Below are 25,707 nucleotides of genomic sequence, written 5' to 3' on the forward strand. Positions count from 1 at the left end.
GTGTTTGGTGTAACGGTGTTTGTTGATTTGTGCCTGCACATTAACGGAAAGTTGATAAGCCCGCTGTCGTGCCCCACGTTGAGGAACCACACTTTGCGCTCTTCGTGCATCAGCGAGCGGACATCACGTTCAGCACCGATGGTGACCGCACCGAAATCGGCGCGCGGCCAAATGAGCGTTGAGAAACTGAACGCCATTGCATGAATTCAAACGCAATGCCGTCAACGGCTTAAGCGTTTTTTCCATGTGGGGCCTTACGTGGGGCCACTACCTAAAATCACTAGTCTACGCAATGATTTCAGAGGGTAATGGCGGAGACGAAGGGATTCGAACCCTCGAGACCCTTCCGGGCCTACTCCCTTAGCAGGGGAGCGCCTTCGACCACTCGGCCACATCTCCGCTGACGCGTATAGCCGCCCAAGCCTTGGGTTTACAAGGGCGAATTTGAAAGTTTCAGGCCGATCGCCTGCGCATGACGAATACCGCTGGCTTGGACGCCTGAACGAATAAATCGGCAGTGTCTTCGTGTGCGCGGCAAAGCTTGCGGCTGCCCCCGACGGGACGTTCGCGCAGGCTATGGGCACCGAAGGTGTGGAAATTTCTTTGAAGGACGAGATCTTGCGGCCTGGATGATCTGGCTTGGCTTACATTCCACCATGCCAGAAACCAGGTTCATCCAAAACCGCCGGCAGGAATTCCCTGACCACCCCAATTGCGCAGCGCTAAAGCTTGAGGTGACAGTGATTTCAAACGGTAAACAGCGGGACAAAAGCCGCGAACGTGCGGCAGATATTAAGTGTTGAACAGGAAGTGCAGCACGTCGCCGTCTTTCACCGTGTAAGCTTTGCCTTCGGAGCGCATCTTGCCGGCTTCCTTTGCCGGCCCCTCGCCACCCAGCGTCACGAAATCATCATAGGCAATCGTCTCGGCTCGGATGAAGCCTTTTTCAAAATCACCGTGAATCACGCCGGCAGCCTTGGGGGCGGATGTGCCGTGCTTGATCGTCCAGGCACGTGCCTCTTTGGGGCCGACGGTAAAGTAAGTCTCGAGGTGCAACAGTTCATATCCGGCGCGGATCAGGCGATTCAGGCCCGCTTCCTTGAGGCCCATCTCCTCAAGGAACATGTCTGCTTCCTCGGGGTCAAGCTGGCTGATTTCCTCTTCGATTTGGGCCGAGATGATGACGTGGCTGTTGCCCTGCGCTGCGGCCATCTCGCCGACGGCGGTGGACAGGGCATTGCCCTCTGCAGCCTCTGATTCGCCGACGTTGCAAACGTAAAGCACGGGCTTGGTGGTCAGAAGTTGCAGCATCCGCCAGGCTTTGGCATCGTCTTCGTCGATGGTCACGGTGCGGGCGGGCTTGCCGTCTTCAATTGCGGCCTGGGCCAGTGCCAGAAGGCGGTCCTGCTGGGCTGCATCCTTGTCATTGCCCTTGATCTTGCGGACCAGGCCAGCGCGGCGCTTTTCGATGCTCTCCAGATCAGCCAGCATCAATTCGGTGTCGATTGTCTCGGCGTCGGCTACAGGGTCGACCCGGCCTTCGACGTGGGTAACGTCGCCGTCCTCAAAACAGCGCAGGACATGGGCGATGGCGTCGGTTTCGCGGATGTTGGCAAGGAACTGGTTGCCCAACCCTTCGCCCTTGGACGCGCCTTTGACGAGGCCCGCGATATCGACGAAAGTCATGCGCGTGGGGATGATCGATTTCGACTTGGCGATCTCGGCCAGTTTATCAAGGCGCGCGTCCGGTACGGCGACTTCACCCACATTGGGTTCAATCGTGCAGAACGGGAAGTTGGCAGCCTGCGCGGCCGCCGTCCGGGTCAGCGCATTGAAGAGGGTCGATTTGCCGACATTCGGCAGACCCACGATTCCCATTTTAAAACCCATGACATGCATCCTTTATAACTTGGCGCTGTCCTAGGGTTTTGACGGGGTTTGCGCAAGTCTTAGCGCGCGCGGCGATCCTCATGCGATTGATAGATCAGGATCCAAGCCAGCAAGATGAACATCGGGTGCGTCAGACCACCGGAAAAGATGATCGCCGGAATCCAGATGAGGAACACGATGATGGCTGTAAAAATCCGGCCTGTCAGCAGGATGGAAAGCGGGGGCAAAAGGAGCGCGAGGACATAATTCATACGCATCATTTAAGCCGACTGCGTGACATTGGAAGACCCCGCAGCGGCAAGTGCGCGGAAAATTCGAATTTTTCGGTCCGGAATTTTTGAAAATTCCACGCCCCACTCGCGCGGTGCTCCATTGATTTCTGTGGTTTTATTGGGCATTGCAAAGCAACCATGCAAAAAGGCCGCACTCATGACACGCATCGACGCAAAATTCGCTGACCTGAAATCCCAAGGCAAAAAGGCTTTCGTGTCTTATGTCATGGCGGGCGACCCGGATTTTGACAAATCCCTTGAAATCGTGCGTGGCCTTCCGGGGGCCGGCGTAGACATCATTGAACTTGGCCTGCCCTTCACTGACCCCATGGCCGACGGCCCCGCCATTCAGTTGGCCGGACAGCGCGCATTGGCGGCCGGCATGACGCTGAAAAAGACGCTGGAACTTGCAACGGCATTTCGTGAACAGGACGACACCACGCCAATCGTCCTGATGGGGTATTACAACCCGATCTATTCCATGGGCGTCGATAAATTCCTGGTCGCCGCCAAGGCAGCAGGCGTCGACGGGTTGATCGTGGTCGACCTGCCCCCCGAAGAAGACAACGAACTGTGCATTCCCGCCCAGGCTGCCGGATTGAACTTTATCCGGCTGGCCACACCCACCACCGACGACAAGCGCCTGCCGCGCGTTGTTCAGAACACCTCGGGCTTTGTCTATTACGTCTCGATCACCGGCATCACCGGTTCAGCCGAAGCGAATGCCGGCGATGTCGCCCCCGAGGTCGCGCGTATCCAGAACGCCAGCGGTCTGCCCGTGATTGTGGGTTTTGGCGTTAATACCCCCGAAAAGGCCGAGGCGATTTCGGCTGTGGCCGACGGCTGCGTTGTCGGCTCTGCCATTGTGTCCAAGATCGCCGGCGGCGCGCCGGTTGCCGACGTGCTTGCCTTCGTCAAGACCCTGGCGGACGGGGCGCATCGCGCCTGATTTATTCAGCGCAAAGCGATTGCGTTAAGCGTTCTGTATTGGTTAGATAATCTGACCAATACAGAGGAAGCCCGCTGATGCCCGTGATCACGAATATCCAAGACCTCAAGCGCCTGCACGAACGCCGCGTGCCGCGCATGTTCTATGATTATGCCGAATCGGGCAGCTGGACCGAGCAGACCTTCCGCGAAAACACATCTGATTTCGATAAAATCCGTCTGCGCCAGCGCGTTGCCGTCGACATGAGCGGGCGCACCACCAAGACACAGATGATCGGCCAGGATGTCGCCATGCCCGTGGCCCTTGCCCCCGTCGGTCTTACCGGCATGCAACACGCTGACGGCGAGATCAAAGCCGCCCGTGCTGCCGAAGCCTTTGGCGTGCCCTATACCCTTTCAACGATGTCGATCAATTCGATCGAGGACGTGGCCGAGGCAACGACCAAGCCGTTCTGGTTCCAGCTTTATACCATGCGTGACGAAGATTACGTGTCACGTCTGATCCAGCGCGCCAAAGATGCGAAATGTTCGGCGCTTGTCATCACGCTTGACCTCCAAATTCTTGGCCAGCGGCACAAGGATCTGAAAAACGGCCTTTCTGCCCCGCCCAAGCTGACCGCCAAGACCATCGCAAACCTTGCGACCAAATGGTCCTGGGGGATTGAAATGCTCAGCGCAAAGCGGCGGACCTTTGGCAATATCGTCGGCCATGTGACGGGCGTCGATGATACGGCAAACCTTGGCGCGTGGACGGCTGAACAGTTCGATCCATCGCTGGACTGGGGCAAGATCGCCAAGCTGAAGGAACAGTGGGGCGGAAAGGTGATCCTCAAGGGCATTCTGGACGCCGAAGACGCCAAAATGGCACTGCAAGTCGGCGCGGATGCGATCATCGTCAGCAACCATGGCGGCCGGCAGCTGGATGGGGCGATCAGCTCGATCAGTGCGTTGCCGTCGATTCTGGACGCGGTTGGCGACCAGATCGAAGTGCATCTGGATAGTGGTATCCGGTCGGGTCAGGACGTGCTCAAGGCGATGGCAATGGGGGCGTCGGGCACCTTTATCGGCCGCGCCTATATCTACGGTCTGGGTGCCATGGGTCAGAAAGGCGTGACCACTGCGCTTGAGGTGATCCACAAGGAACTGGACCTGACCATGGCGCTGTGCGGCGAAACGTCGGTCAAGGATCTGGGAAAGCATAACCTTTTGATCCCCAAGGATTTCGGAGGCGACTGGCAGGACTGACCTGGCCCCGTCCCCGTCTTGCGTGCCAAGGCGGGGATCAGGACGGTCAGGGCCGCGGCACCCGTTACAAACGGCAACCGTGCACCCGCAAGACCACGACCGTCACGCCCAAGGCGATTTTTTGTCTTTCCTCGGTGCCAGATCCCGTCTATACGCGCGGCTTCACGCGGACATACAGCCTTGGAGGATGTCCGCCCTAAACATATTGGAGAATAACATGGCTGGAGAGATTCCTGATCTTGAAGCTTTCGTACGGACGGGGACAGGCAAGGGCGCCGCTCGTCAGGCACGTCGTGACGGCATGGTACCGGGCATCGTGTTTGGCGGTGACGTTGACCCACTGCCGATCAACCTGGATTTCAACAAGCTGCTGACCAAGCTGCGCGCAGGCCGTTTCAAGGCCACGCTGTTCAACATGAAGGTCGAAGGCCACGACGACGTTCGTGTCATCTGCCGCGATGTTCAGCGTCACGTTGTCAAAGACTTGCCAACGCACGTCGACTTCATGCGTCTCAAGCGCACCACAAAAATCAACCTGTTCATTCAGGTCGAAGTTTCGGGTGAAGAAGAATGCCCTGGCCTGAAAAAAGGCGGCGTTCTGACATTGGTACGCCCCGAAGTCGAACTGGTTGTGACTGCGGGCGATATCCCTGATCACATCACCGTTGATATTTCCGGTCTGCAAATCGGCGACAGCGCGACAATCGCGAATGTTGTTCTGCCCGAAGGCTCGAAGCCAGTCATCGACCGCGACTTTGTGATTGCACAGGTTTCGGCACCTTCCGGTCTTGCCAGCCAGGACGACGAAGATGAAGACGTTGCAGCAGACGAAGTGCCAGCAACAGAAGTCAACGAAGACTGATAGAACGCGCAACCCCACGCAAGTGCGGTTGAAGGAATACGGGGTCGCCAGTGGCGGCCCCGTATTTCGTTTGACGCGAGTGTTTGATAAGCAGGGCTGCAATCATAAGGGATCTTTTCATGAAACTGATCGTAGGGCTTGGAAATCCGGGCGCGAAATACGCCCGCAACCGCCATAACATCGGCTTCATGGCGCTGGACATGATCGCGGCCGATCACGGTTTCGCCCCCTGGAAGTCCAAGCACCAGGGACTGGTCAGCGAGGGCCGCTTGGGGTCGGAACGCGCCGTACTGCTCAAGCCAGAGACGTTCATGAACCTCTCGGGCCAGTCCGTGCAGGCGGCGATGCGGTTTTACAAGCTCGAGCCATCGGACGTGATCGTTCTGCATGATGAAATCGACCTCGCTCCGGCCAAGGTGAAATGCAAAACCGGCGGCGGCCATGCAGGCCACAACGGGTTGCGGTCGATCCATACGCATATCGGTCCGGACTATCATCGCGTCCGTCTTGGCGTGGGCCACCCCGGCCACAAGGACGCCGTGCCCGGCTATGTGCTGCGCGACTTTGCCAAGGCGGACGAGGCTTGGCTGGATGACGTATTGCGCGGCATCAGCGACGGCGCGCCGGAACTGGCGCGCGGTGATACTGCAAAATTCATGAATGCCGTCGCAATGCGCGTTTCCCCGCCCCGATCCGGTACCGGCACCAAGGGACCGGCGAAACCGCCGCAAAAGACGCAGGCCACCAAGCCGCCCCAACCGACTGTCAAAGATGACCCCGAACCGCAGGCCGACGAACGATCTTCCCTCCAAAAACTGATGGACCGCTTCAAATGACATTGAAACAAGCCTTTGAAGACCAAGCAGCCCATTGCGTCGCTTTGGGCTCGCCCTTCATGGGGCAATTGATGATGGTTCTGGCCCGCGACTGGCCCAGGGACACAGCGCTTGGTCGTAAATTCGCAAGCGCCAAGGGCGATGTCGGGCCGATGGGGGCATCCTTGCCGCTGCGCATCGCGGGCGGCCTGCATGCGCTGGTGCTCAAGCGCAAGGCACCGGAATTGGTCGCGGTCTACCCGCCGCATCAGACCTCGGATGCCGATCTCTCTGCCGCCGTGCTGGGAGCGCTTCAGACCCACGAGGCGTTCTTGCTGGAGTGGACCGATCATGCGCCCCAGACCAACGAGGTACGCCGTTCGGCCGCTCTGATCGCGGGCGCGCGCGTTGCGGCACAGCATTTCAACCTGCCGATCCACTTGTCCGAACTTGGGGCCAGTGGCGGGTTGAACCTGATGTGGGATCACTTTGCGCTGGAAATTGATGGCCACCACTTTGGCCCCAACATGTCGACCATCCTGCTGTCTCCGGACTGGACCGGTGCCCTGCCCCCGAAAACCCAGCCTCGTGTCGAAAAGCGGCGCGGCGTTGATCTGCATCCGCTTGACCCTACGCGCCACGACCATCTGCTGCGCTTGATGGCCTATCTGTGGGCCGACCAGCCTGAACGGCTGAACCTGACCCGCTCTGCCGCGTCGGTGATGCAGGCCAAGGTGGATCAGGGCGATGCCATCGACTGGCTGGCGCAGCAATTGCCCAAAGCCCCCCAAGGGAGCCTGCATCTGATCCAGCACACCGTCGCGTGGCAGTATTTCCCCAAATCTGCCCAGGCGCGCGGCAAGGCCCTGATCGAAGCGGCGGGCGCGCGCGCCACGGCACAGCGCCCCTTGGCATGGCTTGCGATGGAAAACGACGGGACAGACAAAAAGGGGGCTGCGCTGACCCTGCGCCTGTGGCCGGGCGACATCACGCTGAACCTTGGCCGCGTCGATTTTCACGGGCGCTGGATCGACTGGCAGCACACCGGCTGATGCCGTTGGGCTGGTACGCGACCGCCCCCTGTGGTTGGATGGCCCAAGTGGCAGGGAGTTGATGATGCGAACATTCGGAAAATGGCTGGGGCGGATCTTGTTGGCGCTGATTCTGGCGGCAGTGGTCGTCGGCCTGTGGAAACGGGACGAGATCACGCGGCTGATGGCGGTCAATTCGCTGTTCTCACCCGAAAAGATCGTCTTCAACTTCAGCCACATGGATCAGGCGTTTCTGTCCACCCCTGTGCCCCGCGGCGATGGCCCCACCGCCGAATTGGGCTATGGCGATGAATTCACCTTGCCGCCGCAGGTAAATGACTGGATCACCGCGCGCGATGTCACCGCACTTGTCGTTCTGAAGGACGGGCAGATCGTTTACGAGGATTACTACAAGGGAACGAACCCCGATGACCGGCGGATCAGCTGGTCGGTCGCCAAAAGCTACTTGTCAGGTCTGGTCGGCATCTTGTTGGACGAGGGGCAGATCGGGTCGCTGGATGACCAGGTCACCCAATATGCGCCAAGCTTGATCGGAACGGCCTATGACGGGGCCACGATCCGCAACGTGCTGAACATGGCCAGCGGCGTCACCTTTGACGAGGATTATCTGGACAAGGATTCGGATATCAACCGCATGGGCCGTGTCATTGCATTGGGCGGCACATTGGATGATTTCACCGCCGAGCTGACGGATCGCTTTGCCGCGCCCGGTCAGCAGTGGCAATATGTGTCGATCGACACCCACGTGATCGGGATGGTCGTGCGCGGGGCGACAGGGCGTTCGGTGCCTGATTTGCTCAGCGAAAAGGTGATTGTGCCGATGGGGCTGGAATACGAACCCTACTACCTGACCGACGGGGCGGGCGTGGGCTTTGTTCTGGGCGGGCTGAACCTGACCACCCGCGATTATGCACGCATGGGGCAGATGTTCATGCAGGACGGGGCCTATAACGGCCGCCAGATCATCCCTGCGGCCTGGGTGGCAGCCTCGACGGCGGCATCGGCCCCCACTGCGGCGGGGGCGATCGGGTATGGCTATCAATGGTGGATCCCCAAAGGGGCTGCGGCAGGGGAGTTCATGGCCCGTGGCGTCTATGGCCAGTATATCTATATCAACCGCGCGGCGGGCGTGGTGATTGCCACAAACGCCGCCGACCGGAATTTTCGACAATCAGGGGTCAGCGAACAGAACGTCGATATCTTTCGCCAGATCAGCACCGCCTTGGAGGATATCTGATGGAGCCTGAAGACAGTATAAACGTCCTGAATGGTGTCCTGGTGGTATGTGGCACCGATCCGGTAACGGGCTTCTTTCGCGACGGGCTGTGCAATACCTGCGCCGCCGATCAAGGCAGCCACACCGTCTGCGCCGTAATGACAGCCGAGTTTTTGGCCTTTTCGAAATATGTCGGCAATGACCTTAGCACCCCGCGCCCCGAATTCGGCTTTGTCGGGCTGAACCCCGGCGATCCATGGTGCCTGTGCGCCGGACGTTTCTTGCAGGCAGCCGAAGAAGGCTGCGGGCCGAAGGTGCATCTGGAGGCGACCCACAAGCGTGCGCTGGATATCGTACCTTTGCAGGTGTTGCTGGCACATGCGATTACCGCAGGCGACGCATGAAGGGACGGTTGCTTGCCCTGGCGCTGATCTGCGCCGCACTGCCTGCGACGGCCCAGCAAACGTTGCGCCCTCAGGAACAATCGCGTCTTGAACGGTTCGACCAGACCGCGGGCCGCGCCATGTTGCAGGCGTTTCAAACCGGATCCCCCGCAGATGTGGACGCGCTAACCCGGGCGCTGTCTGGCACCGCTCAGGTCGCCTTTGACGAAGGACTGGGCGGCGAATGGTCCTGCCGCACCATGAAGCTGGGCGGGCTGACCGGATTGGTCGTCTACAGCCCCTTCAAATGCCGCCTGACGTTTCAGGGCGACGGCTATCTGTTCGAAAAGCTAAGCGGTTCGCAACGCACGCGCGGGTTTATTGCCCTGCGCGACGGGCGCGCGATCTATAGCGGCGTCGGCTATGTCGCGGGCAAGACGCCGCCTGACTACGCTGATCTGGCCGCTGATTACGCGGGCGACGGTGAGATACAGCCCGACATCGCGGTATTCGAACGCGTCAGCAACCAGCGCGCACGGCTGATGTTCCCGGCCCCGGTGGTGGAAAGCGACTTCGATATTCTTGAGCTGACACGATAAAAAAGGGCAGCGCGAACGCTGCCCTGATGTATTCGTTGATGAAAGTCCGCTTAGACTTTCATGTCAAAGCTAAGCGCCTTGGCGACGGTAAAGATATCCTTGTCGCCACGCCCACACATGTTCATGCAGATGATGTGGTCTTTGGGCAATTCCGGCGCGATCTTCATCACATGGGCCAGCGCGTGAGACGGCTCAAGCGCGGGAATGATCCCTTCAAGCTTGCAGCTGAGTTGGAAAGCCTCAAGCGCTTCGACATCGGTGATCGACACATATTGCGCGCGACCGATGTCATGCAGCCACGAATGCTCGGGCCCGATCCCGGGATAGTCCAGGCCAGCAGAGATCGAGAACCCTTCGAGGATCTGCCCGTCGTCGTCTTGCAGCAGATAGGTGCGGTTGCCATGCAGCACGCCGGGACGGCCGCCGGTCAGCGACGCACAATGCTCCATCTTTTCATTCACGCCCTTGCCGCCGGCTTCGACGCCGATGATGCCGACCTGTTTGTCATCGAGAAAGGGATAGAACAGCCCCATGGCGTTCGACCCGCCCCCGATCGCAGCGATGACAGTGTCTGGGAACCGGCCCTCGGCAGCCATCATCTGTTCGCGCACTTCCTTGCCGATGATGCTTTGGAAATCGCGCACCATGGCGGGATAAGGGTGGGGACCGGCCACTGTGCCGATGCAATAGAAGGTATCGCGCACGTTGGTGACCCAATCGCGCAACGCATCGTTCATCGCGTCCTTCAGCGTGCCACGGCCTGACGTCACGGGAATGACCTCGGCCCCCAGCAGGCGCATGCGGAACACGTTCGGCGCTTGGCGCTCAACATCATGCGCGCCCATGTAGACGACACATTGCAGGCCAAACTTGGCACATACGGTCGCCGTGGCCACGCCGTGCTGCCCCGCGCCGGTTTCTGCGATGATCCGCTTCTTGCCCATGCGGCGGGCAAGAATGATCTGGCCCAGCACGTTGTTGATCTTGTGGGCACCGGTATGGTTCAGCTCGTCCCGCTTCATATAGACCTTGGCACCGCCCAGATGGTCGGTCAGGCGCTCGGCAAAGTACAGCGGGCTGGGGCGACCCACGTAATGGGTCCACAGATCGTGCATTTCAGCCCAGAAACTGTCGTCCGTCTTGGCTTTCTCATACTGCTCTTCCAACTCGAGAATAAGCGGCATCAGGGTTTCCGAGACGAACCGCCCGCCGAATTCGCCGAAACGACCGTTCTCGTCGGGTCCGGTCATGAAAGAGTTGAAAAGATCATTGGCCATGAGATGCTCCTTGCGCTTGGCATAGCCATAGCGCCCCCGTTCACTTAGGTAAAGACGAGGACGCGGCGGCGATTTGACACGAAACGACCCGGCCCGATGCGGTGGCCGGGAAATTCGAACTTTCCGATACTGAATTTTTGAAAATTCCGGGCAGCCACGCTAGTCGAACATCTTGAACAACTCGCGTTTCAGCTTGTCTTCCAGCTTGTCCTTGACGGCATCTTCAACCGATTGCCCGTCTTGCCGCTGAAGGCCCAGCCTTTCCTCCAGTTTTTGCTCCAGTCTGTTCTGGACTTTCGCCTTTTCGTCCGCAAAGTTCAGATCAAGCGCCGCTTGCAGGTCAGGTTTGATGCGAGGCGCAGCCCAAGGCCCGACAATGCGCACAGGCACGGCCAGACCGCGATCACCGTTCACGCGCAGCGCTTTTGGCGTCACGGTATAATCAATCGTTTGCGCCCCAAGCCCCACCTGCCCTGTGCCGGTTGCCGTGAAATTGGGCAGCAGCATCAGCAGGTCGCCATTTTCCAGCACGCCATTTTCGATCCCGAAGGTTGCCCCAAGCGAATCAAACACTGTCGTGCCCCCTTTGACGTCAAAATTCCCCATCAACGCATCCAGATCGATCCCGTCGATGCTGCCGCGCCCGATGTTGACGGCCCCCTTGCCGCCAAGCGACCGCATGATGGCATCCAGCGTCTGACCGCTGCCCAGGAACGACAGTTCGGCATCACCGGTGCCGCGGAACCGATTCAAGCCCGCAGTCTGCTGCAACAACGGCTGCATTGATACGCCCTGCGCTGCCAGCTTGCCCCCGACAGACAGGCCGCCACGATTGTTCACCACGAACTCACCGCTGATCACACCGTCATAGGCGTTGATTTCGCGCAGTTCAGCCACCATGCGGGATCTGTCATTGCGCAGCAAAACGCGCGTTGCCCCCAAGGTAAGCGCGCCCAGTTCGACGCTGTCCGCCCTCAACGCGATTTCACCGTTGAAAGCTGCAAGCCCCGAAGCGTCAATCGCGGTCTTGGACCATCCCGAGGCGGACGAAGCCTCAGAGGTACCGCCGCCTGCAGTCTCGTTTCCCCCGAAGTCCGCCAGATTCAAGGCACCCGCGCTGAGCTGCGCGTTGATGTCAGGCGTGCCGTTCAGCGTGATATCCGCAGCACCGCGCAGCGTATTCCCACCAAGGTCCGCTGTCATCTCGCGTATTGCAAGACGGCGATCCGGTGTCATGGTCAGCTGCGCCCTGACGTCCATGGTGCGCCCCAACCCTTGGGGCAGATCAACACCCGCTGCCCCCAGAGACGCCAAAAACCGCCCGGTATCAGATGTTTTTATCCAAAAATCGCCCGCAACAGCCCCCGCAAGCCCCGCACGTCCGGTCAGGTTCGCGCCGCCGCCTTTGGTATCGATGCGCGCCTGCAAGGGCCGCACATCCCCGTTCAGAAACTGGTCAAAGCGGTCAATCGTGGCTTCGACCGACACCCTTTCCCCCGCAGGACGAAGTGCTGCATTGATCACGGCAGGGCCAGCGCGTTCGGACCAGTCCAGCGACAGATCGACCCCCTCGTAGCGCACCAGATCACTGCCTTCGGCGTCATAGATCAGCGTCGCGTCCGTGATGTTCAGCCGTTGGATCGTCAGCGGGCGCGGGGTGCTGGCCGGAGCCGTCGGCGCGGTTTCAATCTGCGCGTCGCCGCCCGCGTCGGTGAACTGCCAGCTGGCGCGGCCGTCGCGACGCTGTTCCAACCGGATCGTGGGGCTTTGCGCTTCGATGTTGGTGATCTTGATCTCGCCACGGATCAGCGCCATGGCATCGACGCCAATCGCCGCATTGGCCGCCGACAGCATGGCACCGTCCTTGGCCCATGATGCATTACCCACCTCAAGCCCGTCTGCGTTGATCCCCAACACGGGCCAGAACGTAAGCCCGACATCCCCCGTGATGGCAACGTTGCGCCCCGTCAAATTGCGCAGCTGGTCCGCCGCCACTTTCGCAATCCGGTCCGCCGGCAGCAAGAACAGTGACCCGATCCCGACCACGATGATCAGCAGAACCAGCCCGAACAGCCTGATAATCCATTTCATTGCCCGTCTCCTTGCCGTTACAGGCCCTTTCCCAGACCCTTTGCATGGCTTATAGCGCATTTCATGAGCACAAACCCACCCAATCTACGCCCTGATCTTGCGCCCCAAGCGAAAATCAGTACCCCGTCCCGCCCCGGCCAGCCGACCATCGGCATGGTCAGCCTGGGCTGTCCCAAGGCGCTTGTCGATTCCGAACGCATCCTGACGCGCCTGCGGGCCGAAGGCTACGGCGTGTCGCCAGATTATGCCGGTGCCGACGCAGTGATCGTGAACACATGCGGCTTCCTTGATTCCGCCAAGGCCGAAAGCCTTGATGCCATCGGAGAGGCGCTCAAGGAAAATGGCCGCGTGATCGTGACAGGCTGCCTGGGGGCCGAACCTGATTACATCCGCGAACATCATCCGCGCATTCTGGCCGTCACCGGCCCGCACCAATATGAGCAGGTCCTGGATGCCGTGCACGCCGCTGTGCCGCCATCGCCCGATCCGTTCATCGACCTGCTGCCTGCCCAAGCCGTCAGCCTGACCCCGCGCCACTACAGCTATCTGAAAATCTCAGAGGGCTGTAACCACAAATGCAAGTTCTGCATCATCCCCGACATGCGCGGCCGCCTGCAATCGCGCCCCGCCCATGCGATCCTGCGCGAGGCGGAAAAGCTGGTGCAAGGCGGTGTGAAAGAACTGCTGGTGATCTCTCAGGATACATCGGCCTACGGGGTTGATATCAAACATGCCGAAGATCGCGGCCACCGCGCCCACATCACCGATCTGGCACGTGATCTGGGGTCGCTTGGTGCGTGGGTGCGGCTGCACTATGTCTATCCCTACCCCCATGTCCGCAACCTGATCCCGCTGATGGCAGACGGTCTGGTGCTGCCCTATCTGGATATCCCGTTTCAGCACGCACACCCCGATGTGCTGAAACGCATGGCCCGCCCTGCTGCTGCAGCCAAAACGCTGGACGAGATCGCAGCCTGGCGCGACACCTGCCCCGACATCACCCTGCGGTCGACCTTTATCGTCGGCTATCCCGGCGAGACTGAGGCCGAGTTCCAGACCCTTCTGGATTGGCTGGACGAGGCGCAGCTGGACCGCGTCGGTTGTTTTCAATACGAAAACGTCGATGGCGCGCGGTCAAACGCGCTGCCAGATCATGTGCCGGACGAAGTCAAACAAGACCGCTGGAACCGGTTCATGGAGAAAGCGCAGGCCATTTCCGAGGCCAAGCTGGAAGCCAAAGTCGGGCGTCGGATGGATGTGATCATCGACGAGATCGACGGCGATGCCGCAACTTGCCGGACGAAGGCCGACGCACCAGAGATCGACGGGAACCTGTTCATCGACGAGGGCTTCGAGGGGCTGTCGGTCGGCGACATCGTCACGGTCGAGGTCGAGGAAGCGGGCGAGTATGACCTGTGGGGTCGGGTTGTCTGACGCGACCGAGGCCGGATAGCCCCGGCGAAATGAGGCTCTCGAAGTTTTGATTGGTTTCGAGAGCGCCTTGGTCACGTGCCCTTTAGCAGAGCTTGCATCACAAACGGCTCTTCTCTTGCCAAAGTGACCGCCGCCCTGTTGGGCGGCATTTGGCGTACTCGCGACCATTGAAAATCAGAACGATCTATTCGCCTCTCAAGATACAATTCATCAAGGGCAGCGGAGGCACCTCTGCCTATTGGGCGAAGCAGGCTTAGCGTGGTTCACGTCGTCGCGAGCGAAGGTATACCCACGCCTCTCTCCGCCAGGACATCACTGATTTTGATGCCTCACCGGACATTCCTGACGAAGTGTTCGAAAGCCTTCAACATTATGGAAAAGCCCGAAGCCGAGGGTCGACCAGGCATTTCCCTATTCAGTTGGTATTTCATTCTGATCTGAAGTTGAAAAAGACCAAGGCGGTACCATCGGCATCTGCCCCACCCTGATGGCGTTTCGGGCAAACTCTGTCGCGAAGCACAACACAGCTACCCATTGGATGTTCTCCACACGAAATCGGCGAAGTGCCGCCTATGTAGTTTAAACCTCAACACAGAACCCTACATGTAGAGTTGCGAGTAAGACACCCACACCATTCACCTTGCAAATGTTCCGTTACTGTTCTATATATGTTCCATAGTAAAATGCAGGAGGTTTCACGAATGTCATATCAACCTCACTTCCCCGGTATCTTCTCCTCCGATCAGGTGGCGGTTCCGGCGCATCATCACGATGACCGCCACGCGTTGCCTGCAACGCCAAAGCAGATGCAATATGCGACCGCCCTGGCCGCGAAAACCGGTGCGCAACTGCCTGACGGCATCGAAGCGGATCGGGCGGCTTTGTCGGCATGGATCGACGGCCACAATCCGAAACCCCTTGAGGGGCGCTTTGCCGATTATCCATCGTCCAAGCAGGTGGGTTTTGCCGAGCGTATTGCAAGGCTCAAGCGGACCCAGGTCCCGCAGGAATGTTTCCGCGATAAAACCATGATGTCGCGATGGATCGACAGTAACAAACCGCGCTAGGGACTGTTACTGGGTCCGGCGCGACCTATATTCATAGACATGACCGACAAGACTAAAGTCCTTTATAACGCCAGTTGCGCCGTGTGCAGTCGCGAGATTGACCACTATGAACGGTTGAGCCAAGCGCAGGCTTTGGCGATCCAGTATGACGATCTGAATGATGGCAGCCGGTTGGCTGAATGGGGTCTGACGCCGGATGAGGCTGCAAGACGCTTGCACCTGCGCAAGGACGGGCAGGTCTATGCGGGCATTCCGGCCTTCATTGTCCTGTGGCAGGAAATCCCGCAGATGCGATGGGTGGCGCGGGTTGTCAGCCTTCCCGGCGTGCATGGTCTGGCGTGTGTGGTTTATGACCATGTTCTTGCGCCGATATTGTACCGTTGGCACCTGAAACGGCAGCAAAAGGAGGAGCAGAGATAGCACGTGATGGCCAAAAGTCGTTCATGAAAACAAAACCGTTTGGTGCTAGCATTTAATCATGGCTTATCCTTATTCCCCAGCTGAAACCGTTGCCGATAGCACTGTACATGGGCTTGGGCTGGGCTTTGCGATTCCTGGAACGTTTTTGCTGATGGATCATGCCGGCGTTCAGGGCGCACCGGTCATCGCGACCCTCGTTTACGCGATCTGCTTTATCCTGTCGCTGTCCGCATCGGCGATCTATCACACCTTGCCATTCGACAGGACCCGCCCGCTGCTTCAACGGGTCGATCACGCGGCGATATACTTCAAGATAGCAGGAACCTACACTCCCATCGTCATGGTGATCGGGACCGGTTTTGCCTACGGCATCCTTGGCATCGTCTGGGTGCTGGCGATCATCGGCGCGGTGGCCAAGCTGCTGTTCTGGAGCGCGCAATCAAGGGCCTCGCTGGCCTTGTATCTGGCCATGGGCTGGCTGTCGGTTCTACTGATCTGGCCGATGTGGAATACATTGCCGGGTGTCGCGCTGGTGCTGATCGCCGTGGGCGGGCTGACCTATTCGCTGGGGACCATCGTCTATGCGCATCCCGGCATGCGGTTCCAGAACGCGATCTGGCACGGGTTCGTGCTGGCCGCATCCATCTGCTTTTTCTCGGCAATCGCGATTAGCCTATAGGCCGTTAGCCTCGGCCATCTCGTCCAGATACGCACGCACGCAGCTTTGCACATGGCGAAACCGGTCGCCGCCCAGATGCTTGCCACCGTACCACCGCGTCACGACAATCAGGTGATCTGACAGGCCCTCACGCTCCAACATGCGGATGATGACCATGCCGGCCCCGGCTTCCCCGTCGTCACCCTTTAACGGGGTGCCGTCGGACAGGACGACGCCCCAAGTGTTGTGGGTGGCCTTGGCATAGGACTTGTCGCGCTTGAGTTCTTTCAAGGCCGCGTCGACGGCGTTTCGGTCTGACACAGGGCACCCCGAGACCGCATATTTCGACCCCCGGTCCGTGATGATCTGCCCAAGCTGCCGCATTGAGACGCCTTAAAGTCCCGCAGCCGTGCGGCGGACCGTATCCAACCGCGATGCGTTGGGCGGATGGGTACCCAGGAAACGATCGCCCGGATCGGGAATGCGGGTAAAGAATTCGGCACCGCGCAGCGGGTTATAGCCCGCACGCGCCGTGATCACAGTGCCCAAAGCGTCTGCTTCAAGCTCGAAATCTTTTGAATATGTGCGCGCGCCGACCTGTGCGCCCAACCGCTGTGCCGTTTCCACGGCACTGGAATCCCCGCCGCTTAGCGATGCGAGCCCCGCAAAGATCACCGCCCCTGCAACGGCATTCTGCTGCTGGCGCGCGATATGGCCTTCAATGTGGTGTGACGCTTCGTGCCCCATGACAAAGGCCAATTCATCTTCGTTGCGTGCATCGGCGATCAGCGCTAGCGTAAAGGCGATCACGGGGCGCCCTGCCTTGTCTTCGGTCTGATAGGCGTTGGCGGGCTGATTGGGCCGGTCATCGACCACGATGTTGAAGTCGCAGTTGATACCAGTCGTGCGCGTGCGGCATTCGCGCTCGGCCACCGGTTCGACAGTTTGCAGCACACGCAGGAAATTGCGCGTCGTCTGCTGCCCGCTCAGCGAAGGCTGCGCGTTTTGCACAGGCTGCGGCGTCATCGGCCCCGAGGCCGGGATGGGTTCGCAGGCGGCAACCAGAACCACAGCTGCAATCGCGCTAAAAATTCTCATCATCTGTCTGGGCTTCCTCGTTATGTAATCTGCACAGAATTGATCTTGATGTAGGCCACGTGTCTACCGTGGCAAGATGTGGTTGAACAGCCACCCAAGAGGTGCCCTTGCAATGATCCGCCGAAAGCATACTGTACAAGTCATGTTTACCATCGAACACGAATTTGATGCCAGTGTGATCACCCTGGTCGACGAAGGCAAATCAATCCTGCGCGAAGACGTGATCGTTCACGCCTTTGCCAGCGTGGTGACGTTTGAACAATGGGACCCGCGTACCAATACGGTGAGCAAAATCAATCTGTCTCCTGAACAACTGCGCGATCTTACCCTTGCGCTGAACATGCCCGAAGGTATTTACCGGACCAGCCCGAAACGCTGATCAAAGGAATATCTCATGGCCACAGGCACCCATATCAAAACCTATTTCGAGGGCGCATGGCATGACGGCGATGTGTCGGTCATCAAGGCAGCGGACCACGGGGCCTGGCTGGGCACCACAGTATTTGATGGCGCGCGGATGTTTGACGGGCTGTCCCCCGACCTTGAGGCGCATTGCGCGCGGATCAACCGGTCGGCAAAAGCGCTGATGATCACGCCGACGGTTGAAACGGCAGATATGGTCGAAATGGTCCGCGAGGGGCTGAAAGGCTATGACCGCAGTGCGGCGATCTATATCCGGCCGATGTATTGGGCCCTGGCCGGGGATGAACTGGGGATCGTGCCGTTGCAGGACGCGACAGGTTTCGCCATCAGCCTCGAACAGATCCCGATGGCCGCCCCCGAAGCAGCCACCACCCTGACCCGTACCCGTTTTCGCCGTCCCGTGCTGGAGGACAACGTGGTGAACGCCAAGGCAGGATGCCTTTATCCCAACAACGCCCGCATGATGGCCGAGGCCCGCAGCAAGGGGTTTGGCAACGCGCTGGTGGCCGACGCGATAGGCAATGTCGCGGAAACGGCCTCGGCCAACGTGTTCATGGTAAAGGATGGCGAGGTGTTCACCCCTGTCCCGAACGGCACGTTCCTTGCGGGGATCACCCGCGCGCGGCACATGGCGAACATGCGCGCCGACGGGATCAAGGTGCATGAAACCGTGCTCAGCTTTGATGATTTCCACGGCGCAGATGAGGTATTCCTGTCGGGCAACATGATGAAAGTCACGCCCGTGAAAGCATTTGACGATACCCAATACCAGCTCGGCCCCATCACCCGTAGGGTGCGCGAGATGTATTGGGATTGGGCCGCCTCTGAGCGGGCCTGACGTTTGAAAGAAAATCGCAATTGCCAGCCAAGCCCGCACAAGTCATGATCGCCCAGGATCATGGCGGGCCAACGCTGCCAACCGGAGGACATGATGCGTAAATTTATGGTCGTGCTGGATGACAGCCGCGAATGCCTGAATGCAATGCGCTTTGCCGCGATGCGGGCGTCAAAGTCCGGCGGCGGGGTCGTGATCCTTTCGATCATTCCCCCGGACGAATTCAACCACTGGATCGGTGTGGCTGAAGTCATGCGCGAAGAGGCCCGCGAGCGGATCGAGGTGCATTACGAGGTCTTTGCCAAGTGGATGCGCGACCGTTTGCAGGTTGAACCGGAACTCGTGATCCGCGAAGGCGTGATCGTGGACGAGATCATCGCGCAACTGGCCGAAGACCCCGAAGTCGGCGTGCTGGTGCTGGGCGCGGGAACGGACAAGAAATCAGGCCCCGGCCCCTTGGTCACGCAACTGTCGCGCAATGCGGGCAGCCTGCCTGTGCCGATCACGATCGTACCCGGAGACCTGAGCAAGGAACGGCTCGAAGCGATCACCTGATCGGCCGTCCCGATGCAATCGCCCCGCGTTTTAGAATCGTTCCAAACCTTGACTTGCACCCTGTCAGCCCGCATATCTGGATCAACCCCATAGAGGAGCCTGCAATGTTCATTCAGACCGAATCCACGCCAAACCCCGCGACACTGAAATTTCTGCCCGGCCAGACCGTGCTTGAAATGGGTACCGCCGATTTCCCCGCCCCCGAAGCGGCCAGTTCTTCGCCCCTTGCCACGCGGCTTTTCGCCGTTGATGGCGTGACGGGCGTTTTCTTTGGTACGGATTTCGTGACCGTGACGAAGGCGGATACGATTGAATGGGATCACCTCAAGCCTGCGCTTCTTGGTGCGATCATGGAGCATTTCCAATCTGGCCAGTCGGTCATGGAGCAGGGTCACGAACATGCGTCCGGCCATGCCGAGCACACCGGCGAAGACGGCGCGATCGTGGGTCAGATCAAGGAATTGCTGGACAGCCGCGTGCGCCCGGCCGTGGCCCAGGACGGGGGCGATATCACCTTTCACGGGTTTGAACGCGGTGTGGTCTACCTGCACATGCAAGGGGCCTGCGCAGGTTGCCCATCGTCGACATTGACGCTGAAGATGGGCATCGAAAACCTGCTGCGCCATTATATCCCCGAAGTGACCGAGGTACGCCCGGTTGCCTAAACCGCCCCTGATACTGGCGTTTGACACATCGGCCGCACATTGTGCGGCCGCTTTGCTGTGCGGCGACAAGTTGCTGGCTAGCGTCGAAGAACCCATGGCCAAGGGTCAGGGCGAACGGCTGCTCGGGCTTTGTGCCGAAGTGCTGGAAACTGCGGGCGTGGCCTATGCCGATCTGACCGCGATTGGCGTGGGCATCGGGCCCGGAAACTTCACCGGCATCCGCATTTCCGTTTCCGCCGCACGCGGGCTTGCCCTTGGCCTTGGCATCCCCGCCATCGGCGTTTCCAGGCTTGAGGCATTGGCCTACGGCACGGACGGCGTTGTCGTCGCCAGCCTTGATGCGCGTCAGGATGCCATGTTCGTGCAGGTGTCCGGCACGTTGGATGACCGCGATCCGGTGATGTGCAGCCTTGATGATCTGCCAATGGTCCCCACCCGCGGTGATCCGATCTGCATCGGGTTTCAGGCCGACATGATCGCCGCGCTGTGCAACGGGTCTGCCCGCGCGCCGAAACTGCCCGTCGCCGAGGCGACAGCCCACATCGCGGCAAGCCGTCTGGGCCACGAAAACCCGCGCCCTGCCCCCTTGTACCTGCGCCCTGCCGACGCCGCGCCGGCACGCGACACGCCGCCTGCCATTCTGTCATGAGGCCGAATAAACTGGCGCAGATCCACGCCGCCGCCTTTCCCCAGGACCGCAGCTGGAGCGCGCAGGAATTTGAACAACTGCTGTCCTCGGATTTTGTGACATTGATCAGCGACACCGCCGGTTTTGCCCTGACGCGGCTGATCGCGGGCGAAACCGAACTGCTGACCCTTGCCGTTGATCCCGCACAGCAAAATCAGGGCATCGGGCGAAGCCTCTTGCAGCGTTGGCTAGACATCCCCGCCGATACAGCTTTTCTTGAGGTCGCCGCCGATAACGCGCCAGCGATTTATCTTTATACCAGCCTGGGCTTTGAAACGACGGCCACACGGCGGCGCTATTATCTGCGCAAAGATGCGGCAGCGGTGGATGCTTTGACCATGTCATTGGACTTAACGCGCCGTCACCCGCCCGATTCCACGACGAATGGGTGCGAATCCGGTTGACCCCACCCGTAGCCTAAGCAGTATCTTAGCAGTGATCGACGGGCTCAAGGAAACATCCGGGCCTGCGACCGGGTTTTGGCGCTGCGCCAACACCCCAACATAATGAAACTCGGGAGACCCTTCATGACCCTTATGACCAAATTCCTTGGCGCTGCTGCTGTCACAGCCCTCAGCGCAGGTGCCGCATTGGCCGAACCTGCCCTGATTTTTGACCTTGGCGGGAAATTCGACAAATCCTTCAACGAAGCGGCATTCTCCGGTGCGCAGCGTTGGGCCGAAGAAACAGGCGAAACCTTCCGCGAAATCGAACTGCAATCCGAAGCGCAGCGCGAACAGGCCCTGCGCCGCTTTGCCGAAGCAGGATCGAACCCCATCGTCATGACCGGTTTCGCCTTTGGTGACGCGCTTGGTCAGGTTGCGGGCGACTATCCCGACACCGATTTCGTGATCATCGACATGGTCGTCGACGCACCCAACGTGCGCTCCGTCGTGTTCAACGAACATGAAGGGTCCTATCTGGTCGGCATGATGGCTGCGATGGCGTCCAAATCCAACACCGTCGGCTTTATCGGCGGCATGGACATCCCGCTGATCCGCAAATTCGCCTGCGGCTATGCCGAAGGCGTCAAGGCCGTGAACCCCGACGCAACCGTGATTGCCAACATGACCGGCACGACACCGGCCGCGTGGAATGACCCGGTCAAAGGGTCCGAGCTGACCAAAGCACAGATCAGCCAAGGCGCGGACGTGGTGTATGCGGCGGCGGGCGGCACCGGTGTTGGCGTTCTGCAAACTGCCGCTGACGAAAACATCCTGTCGATCGGCGTGGACAGCAACCAGAACTACATGCACCCCGGCAAGATCCTGACCTCGATGCTGAAGCGCGTCGATAATGCTGTTTATCAAGCCATGGCAGACGGCCCCGGCATGGAAAAAGGCTTTAACGTCATGGGCATCGCCAATGGTGGCGTCGGTTATGCCATGGACGAATTCAACAAGGATCTCGTGACAGCGGAAATGCAGACCGCCGTTGACGAAGCTTCAGCCAAGATCGCAGACGGGTCGTTGATGGTTCACGACTACATGTCCGACGACAGCTGCCCCGCGCTGAGCTTCTGAACGTGACAGACAAGACGGATATGGAGCGGCAGGCAACTGCCGCTCCAGCCATTGAACTGAAGGGCATTTCCAAAGCCTTCGGTCCGGTGCAGGCCAATAAAGACATTTCAATTCGCGTCATGCCCGGCACGATCCATGGGATCATCGGTGAAAACGGCGCGGGCAAGTCCACCTTGATGAGCATCCTTTACGGTTTTTACAAAGCCGATAAGGGCGAGATTTTCGTCGGTGGCAAAAAGACCGACATCCCTGACAGCCAGGCCGCAATCGCCGCAGGCATCGGGATGGTGTTCCAGCACTTCAAGCTGGTCGAGAATTTCACGGTGCTCGAGAATATCATTCTGGGTGCCGAAGACGGGCGGTTGCTGAAACCGTCGCTGGCAAAAGCGCGCAAAAGCCTTTTGACGCTGGCCGACGATTACGGCCTCAAGGTCGATCCCGATGCGCTGATCCAGGATATCGGTGTCGGCATGCAGCAGCGGGTCGAAATCCTGAAGGCGTTGTACCGGCAGGCGGATATTCTGATTCTGGATGAACCCACAGGCGTGCTGACCCCCGCAGAGGCGGACCAGCTGTTCCGGATCCTCGGGCGGCTGAAATCCGAAGGCAAGACCATCATCCTGATCACCCACAAGCTGCGTGAGATAATGGAAACGACCGATACCGTTTCCGTCATGCGCCGCGGGGAAATGACCGCGACAGTCAAGACCTCCGAGACGTCTCCAGCCGCCCTGGCTGAGCTGATGGTCGGGCGCAAGGTTTTGTTGCGCGTAGATAAAACGCCTGCACAACCGGGCGATGTGATTTTGGACATCGAAGGATTGCGCGTCGTCGATGAAAAGGGCGTCGAACGTCTGCGGGGCATCGACCTGCAAGTGCGCGCCGGCGAAATTCTGGGCGTCGCAGGGGTCGCCGGAAACGGCCAGTCGGAACTCCTCGAGGTGTTGGGCGGTTACCGGACCGGCACCGGCAGCGTGCGTGTCAAAGGACAGGCGCTGGACCTGACCGGCAAACATTCCGACGGCCAGTCACGGCGCCAGCACGGGATCGCCCATGTGCCCGAAGATCGCCAGCGCGAAGGTCTGATCATGGACTACCAGGCGTGGGAAAACACCGCCTTCGGCTATCACAATGACCCCGCCTATCGCAGCGGCATTCTGATGAACAACGCCGCGATCAAGGCGGACACAGTGGAAAAGATGGAACGTTTCGACGTCCGCCCCCCGAACCCGAAACTCGAAGCCAAGAATTTTTCAGGCGGCAACCAGCAAAAGATCGTCCTCGCCCGCGAGATCGAGCGGAACCCGGACCTGCTGCTGATCGGCCAGCCGACCCGCGGCGTGGACATCGGGGCCATCGAATTCATCCACCAACAGATCGTCGCCCTCCGCGATCAGGGCAAGGCCATTCTGCTGGTGTCGGTCGAGCTTGAAGAAATCCTCGCCCTCAGCGACCGGGTCGCGGTGATGTTCGACGGTCAGGTCATGGGCGTGCGCGATGCGTCGGCGACCGACGAAAAGGAACTGGGCCTGATGATGGCCGGGATCACTCATGCGGGCGAAGGAACGTAACATGGATACGATGCCAAAATGGGCCGAAGTTGTCCTTGTGCCGCTCATCTCGCTTTTGCTGGCCGCAATCCTGTCGGCGCTGGTGATCCTGGGGATCGGTGAAGACCCTGTTGCCGCTGTCAAACTGATGGTCACCGGCGCATTGGGCAGCACCTACGGCTGGGGCTATACGCTTTATTACGCGACGAATTTCATGTTCACCGGCCTTTGTGTCGCCATCGCGTTTCATGCACGCCTGTTCAACATCGGCGGTGAAGGTCAGGCGATGCTGGGCGGGCTTGGCGTCGCACTGGCCTGTCTGTACATCCCGTGGCCGCATTGGTCGCTGGCGCTGATCGGGGCCACGGCGATGGCTGCGTTGTTCGGGGCGGTCTGGGCCGCGATCCCTGCCTTCTTGCAGGCGAAGCGCGGCAGCCATATCGTGATTACGACGATCATGTTCAACTTCATCGCAGCTGCGGTGCTGAACTACATCCTCGTCAACATGATGCGCCCCCAAGGCAGCATGGACCCGGCCACCGCACGCTTTCCCGATGCGACCAAGCTGCCCACCCTGCATGATCTGCTGGCCCCCATCGGGATCAATTTTTCCAAGGCCGCGCCTGCAAACATCTCGCTTCTGGTGGCAATGGCGGCGTGTATCTTCCTGTGGGTGCTGATCTGGCGCACCCGGCTGGGGTATGAAATCCGCGCGTATGGGCATTCGGAATCGGCGGCGAAATATGCCGGCATTTCCCCGGTGAAAATCACGATGATTGCGATGATTATTTCCGGTGCGCTGGCTGGTATGATGGCCATCAACAACGTGATGGGCGAGGCCGAGCGCCTTGTGCTGAACGCCACCGAAGGTGCCGGTTTCATCGGGATCGCCGTGGCGTTGATGGGGCGTAGCCATCCTTTGGGCGTGTTTCTGGCCGCGATCCTGTTTGGCTTCCTCTATCAGGGCGGCGCAGAGCTTGCGCTTTGGACGTCGATCCCGCGCGAGTTGATCGTCGTCATTCAGGCGCTGGTCATCCTGTTTACAGGCGCGCTGGATAATATGGTCCGGATGCCGCTCGAGAAAATCTTTCTTTCGGTGCGCGCCGCCCGCGCGCCCAAGCCCAAGCGTAAACCGGTGGAGCCTGCAGAATAATGGATTACATGACACTTATCCAACTGCTGGACAGCACGGTGCGCCTTGCCACGCCCTTGTTGCTGGCCTGTCTTGCTGGGTTGTTTTCCGAACGTGCGGGCATTTTCGATATCGGTCTTGATGGCAAGATGCTGGCTGCGGCGTTCTTTTCCGCCGCCATCGCTGCCATCAGTGGCAGTGTCTGGCTGGGTCTGCTGGCGGGCATCGCCGCGTCGCTCGCGCTTAGCCTGCTGCACGGGTTGGCGTCGATCACCTTTCGCGGCAACCAGTTGATTTCCGGCGTTGCGATCAACTTTCTGGCGGCGGGCCTGACGGTGCTGATCGCGCAAAGCTGGTTCCAGCAAGGCGGGCGCACACCGTCCCTGATCGGGGGCGCGCGGTTCAATCCGATCACCCTGCCCTTTGCGGATCAGATCGAACCCACCCCCTTTATCGGGCCGCTCTATGCCGAGCTGATTTCAGGCCATTCGATCCTGGTCTACATGGCCTTTGCCGCCGTGCCTTTGACGTGGTGGTTGTTGTACCGCACGCGCTTTGGCCTGCGCTTGCGCGCCGTCGGTGAAAACCCTGCGGCGGTCGATACGGCGGGCGTTTCCGTGATCGGGCTGCGCTATGCGGCGGTGTGCATCTGCGGCGTGCTGTGCGGCATTGCGGGCGCATACCTCAGCACCGCGCTGCAGGCGGGTTTCATCAAGGATATGTCGGCCGGGCGCGGCTATATCGCGCTCGCGGCGTTGATCTTTGCCAAATGGCGGCCATGGTACGCCCTTTGGGCAACACTGCTGTTCGGACTTTTCGGCGCGCTTGAAACACGGCCGGACGTGATCGAAGCGTTGATCGGCATCAAGGTTCAGGGACAATTGCTTGGGGCCTTGCCCTATGTGATGACCGTCATCATCCTTGCCGGTTTTGTCGGCAAGGCGATCCCCCCCCGCGCGGGCGGAGAACCTTACGTGAAAGAACGCTAAGCCATGCTGCGCCATCCTTA

Annotated in this window: 28 protein-coding genes and 1 tRNA gene; 22 read left to right on the top strand and 7 right to left on the bottom strand. The window is 59.7% G+C overall.

Going from position 1 to position 25,707, the window contains the following annotated elements; translation table 11 throughout:
• Positions 1-309: 309 nt before the first annotated feature.
• From RGAI101_RS09765 to RGAI101_RS09775, 3 genes are all read right to left on the bottom strand, one after another.
• A tRNA-Ser gene (locus RGAI101_RS09765) sits at positions 310-399 on the bottom strand.
• 393 nt (positions 400-792) lie between these two features.
• Positions 793-1,890 carry a redox-regulated ATPase YchF gene (gene ychF, locus RGAI101_RS09770; protein WP_037227890.1) on the bottom strand — a complete coding sequence of 366 codons (1,098 nt, stop codon included), beginning with the start codon at positions 1,888-1,890 and terminating at the stop codon, positions 793-795.
• Between the two features lie 59 nt (positions 1,891-1,949).
• Entirely contained in the window at positions 1,950-2,141 is a 192-nt protein-coding gene (locus tag RGAI101_RS09775; RefSeq protein WP_037227892.1) for a hypothetical protein, read from the bottom strand.
• 178 nt (positions 2,142-2,319) lie between these two features.
• On the opposite strand from RGAI101_RS09775, the gene trpA reads away from it, so the two are divergent.
• The 8 genes from trpA (at position 2,320) to RGAI101_RS09815 (ending at position 9,282) form a co-directional block, all read left to right on the top strand.
• Positions 2,320-3,111: a tryptophan synthase subunit alpha gene (gene trpA, locus RGAI101_RS09780; protein ID WP_037227894.1), complete on the top strand. Its 792-nt coding sequence runs from the start codon at positions 2,320-2,322 to the stop codon at positions 3,109-3,111.
• Positions 3,112-3,188: 77 nt separating this feature from the next.
• Entirely contained in the window at positions 3,189-4,355 is a 1,167-nt protein-coding gene (locus tag RGAI101_RS09785) for an alpha-hydroxy acid oxidase (protein ID WP_008229474.1), read from the top strand.
• Between the two features lie 217 nt (positions 4,356-4,572).
• Positions 4,573-5,217, top strand: coding sequence for a 50S ribosomal protein L25/general stress protein Ctc (locus tag RGAI101_RS09790; protein WP_037227896.1), 645 nt, complete (start codon positions 4,573-4,575; stop codon positions 5,215-5,217).
• Positions 5,218-5,336: 119 nt separating this feature from the next.
• Positions 5,337-6,053 (top strand): aminoacyl-tRNA hydrolase, encoded by a 717-nt coding sequence (gene pth / locus RGAI101_RS09795; protein WP_008225917.1) that lies wholly within the window; start codon positions 5,337-5,339, stop codon positions 6,051-6,053.
• A complete protein-coding gene (locus tag RGAI101_RS09800; protein WP_008227464.1) occupies positions 6,050-7,084 on the top strand; it encodes a DUF2332 domain-containing protein in 1,035 nt (344 codons plus the stop codon). The genes pth and RGAI101_RS09800 overlap by 4 nt, the downstream gene beginning before the upstream one ends.
• Positions 7,085-7,148: 64 nt before the next feature.
• On the top strand, positions 7,149-8,321 hold the full coding sequence (locus RGAI101_RS09805) for a serine hydrolase domain-containing protein (RefSeq protein ID WP_037227898.1): 1,173 nt from the start codon (positions 7,149-7,151) through the stop codon (positions 8,319-8,321).
• Positions 8,321-8,704, top strand: coding sequence for a DUF2237 family protein (locus RGAI101_RS09810; RefSeq protein ID WP_037227901.1), 384 nt, complete (start codon positions 8,321-8,323; stop codon positions 8,702-8,704). The genes RGAI101_RS09805 and RGAI101_RS09810 overlap by 1 nt, the downstream gene beginning before the upstream one ends.
• On the top strand, positions 8,701-9,282 hold the full coding sequence (locus RGAI101_RS09815; RefSeq protein WP_008225976.1) for a DUF4893 domain-containing protein: 582 nt from the start codon (positions 8,701-8,703) through the stop codon (positions 9,280-9,282). Before RGAI101_RS09810 ends, RGAI101_RS09815 begins: the two co-directional genes overlap by 4 nt.
• Positions 9,283-9,332: 50 nt before the next feature.
• On the opposite strand, the gene trpB is transcribed toward RGAI101_RS09815, so the two are convergent.
• Entirely contained in the window at positions 9,333-10,559 is a 1,227-nt protein-coding gene (gene trpB / locus RGAI101_RS09820; RefSeq protein WP_008228728.1) for a tryptophan synthase subunit beta, read from the bottom strand.
• A gap of 159 nt (positions 10,560-10,718) precedes the next feature.
• The gene (locus RGAI101_RS09825) at positions 10,719-12,650 is read right to left on the bottom strand and encodes an AsmA family protein (protein ID WP_008229016.1); all 1,932 of its coding nucleotides are present in this window, start codon (positions 12,648-12,650) and stop codon (positions 10,719-10,721) included.
• A 63-nt stretch (positions 12,651-12,713) separates the two neighbouring features.
• Between RGAI101_RS09825 and rimO the strand changes: the two genes are divergently transcribed.
• The 4 genes from rimO to trhA all read left to right on the top strand — a co-directional run bounded on the left by rimO (position 12,714) and on the right by trhA (position 16,250).
• Positions 12,714-14,084 (top strand): 30S ribosomal protein S12 methylthiotransferase RimO, encoded by a 1,371-nt coding sequence (rimO, locus tag RGAI101_RS09830; protein WP_008225669.1) that lies wholly within the window; start codon positions 12,714-12,716, stop codon positions 14,082-14,084.
• Between the two features lie 701 nt (positions 14,085-14,785).
• A complete protein-coding gene (locus RGAI101_RS09835; RefSeq protein ID WP_157044672.1) occupies positions 14,786-15,151 on the top strand; it encodes a hypothetical protein in 366 nt (121 codons plus the stop codon).
• A 39-nt stretch (positions 15,152-15,190) separates the two neighbouring features.
• On the top strand, positions 15,191-15,571 hold the full coding sequence (locus RGAI101_RS09840) for a thiol-disulfide oxidoreductase DCC family protein (protein WP_008226742.1): 381 nt from the start codon (positions 15,191-15,193) through the stop codon (positions 15,569-15,571).
• Positions 15,572-15,629: 58 nt separating this feature from the next.
• Positions 15,630-16,250 carry a PAQR family membrane homeostasis protein TrhA gene (gene trhA / locus RGAI101_RS09845; RefSeq protein ID WP_008229141.1) on the top strand — a complete coding sequence of 207 codons (621 nt, stop codon included), beginning with the start codon at positions 15,630-15,632 and terminating at the stop codon, positions 16,248-16,250.
• Here the strand turns inward: trhA and RGAI101_RS09850 are convergent.
• Positions 16,245-16,613, bottom strand: coding sequence for a YigZ family protein (locus RGAI101_RS09850; protein ID WP_037227904.1), 369 nt, complete (start codon positions 16,611-16,613; stop codon positions 16,245-16,247). The genes trhA and RGAI101_RS09850 overlap by 6 nt on opposite strands.
• Positions 16,614-16,622: 9 nt before the next feature.
• Positions 16,623-17,327, bottom strand: a complete 705-nt coding sequence (locus tag RGAI101_RS09855) for a M48 family metallopeptidase (protein ID WP_037229389.1) — start codon at positions 17,325-17,327, stop codon at positions 16,623-16,625.
• A 142-nt stretch (positions 17,328-17,469) separates the two neighbouring features.
• On the opposite strand from RGAI101_RS09855, the gene RGAI101_RS09860 reads away from it, so the two are divergent.
• The 10 genes from RGAI101_RS09860 (at position 17,470) to RGAI101_RS09905 (ending at position 25,687) form a co-directional block, all read left to right on the top strand.
• Entirely contained in the window at positions 17,470-17,706 is a 237-nt protein-coding gene (locus RGAI101_RS09860) for a hypothetical protein (RefSeq protein WP_008226959.1), read from the top strand.
• A 15-nt stretch (positions 17,707-17,721) separates the two neighbouring features.
• Complete coding sequence (locus RGAI101_RS09865; RefSeq protein WP_008226360.1) at positions 17,722-18,588, top strand: branched-chain amino acid aminotransferase; 867 nt, start codon at positions 17,722-17,724, stop codon at positions 18,586-18,588.
• A gap of 93 nt (positions 18,589-18,681) precedes the next feature.
• Positions 18,682-19,140, top strand: a complete 459-nt coding sequence (locus tag RGAI101_RS09870; RefSeq protein ID WP_037229391.1) for a universal stress protein — start codon at positions 18,682-18,684, stop codon at positions 19,138-19,140.
• 104 nt (positions 19,141-19,244) lie between these two features.
• Positions 19,245-19,805, top strand: a complete 561-nt coding sequence (locus RGAI101_RS09875; protein ID WP_037227906.1) for a NifU family protein — start codon at positions 19,245-19,247, stop codon at positions 19,803-19,805.
• Complete coding sequence (tsaB, locus tag RGAI101_RS09880; protein ID WP_037227909.1) at positions 19,798-20,454, top strand: tRNA (adenosine(37)-N6)-threonylcarbamoyltransferase complex dimerization subunit type 1 TsaB; 657 nt, start codon at positions 19,798-19,800, stop codon at positions 20,452-20,454. Before RGAI101_RS09875 ends, tsaB begins: the two co-directional genes overlap by 8 nt.
• Positions 20,451-20,897 carry a GNAT family N-acetyltransferase gene (locus tag RGAI101_RS09885; protein WP_008227266.1) on the top strand — a complete coding sequence of 149 codons (447 nt, stop codon included), beginning with the start codon at positions 20,451-20,453 and terminating at the stop codon, positions 20,895-20,897. Before tsaB ends, RGAI101_RS09885 begins: the two co-directional genes overlap by 4 nt.
• A 123-nt stretch (positions 20,898-21,020) precedes the next feature.
• Positions 21,021-22,016 (top strand): BMP family lipoprotein, encoded by a 996-nt coding sequence (locus RGAI101_RS09890; RefSeq protein ID WP_037227911.1) that lies wholly within the window; start codon positions 21,021-21,023, stop codon positions 22,014-22,016.
• Between the two features lie 20 nt (positions 22,017-22,036).
• Complete coding sequence (locus RGAI101_RS09895) at positions 22,037-23,587, top strand: ABC transporter ATP-binding protein (protein WP_085980060.1); 1,551 nt, start codon at positions 22,037-22,039, stop codon at positions 23,585-23,587.
• A gap of 1 nt (position 23,588) precedes the next feature.
• Positions 23,589-24,719, top strand: a complete 1,131-nt coding sequence (locus tag RGAI101_RS09900; protein ID WP_008225818.1) for an ABC transporter permease — start codon at positions 23,589-23,591, stop codon at positions 24,717-24,719.
• Positions 24,719-25,687: an ABC transporter permease gene (locus tag RGAI101_RS09905; RefSeq protein WP_008229136.1), complete on the top strand. Its 969-nt coding sequence runs from the start codon at positions 24,719-24,721 to the stop codon at positions 25,685-25,687. Before RGAI101_RS09900 ends, RGAI101_RS09905 begins: the two co-directional genes overlap by 1 nt.
• Positions 25,688-25,707: the final 20 nt, after the last annotated feature.

This window comes from Roseobacter sp. GAI101 (genome assembly GCF_000156335.1).
Lineage (GTDB): Bacteria > Pseudomonadota > Alphaproteobacteria > Rhodobacterales > Rhodobacteraceae > Sulfitobacter.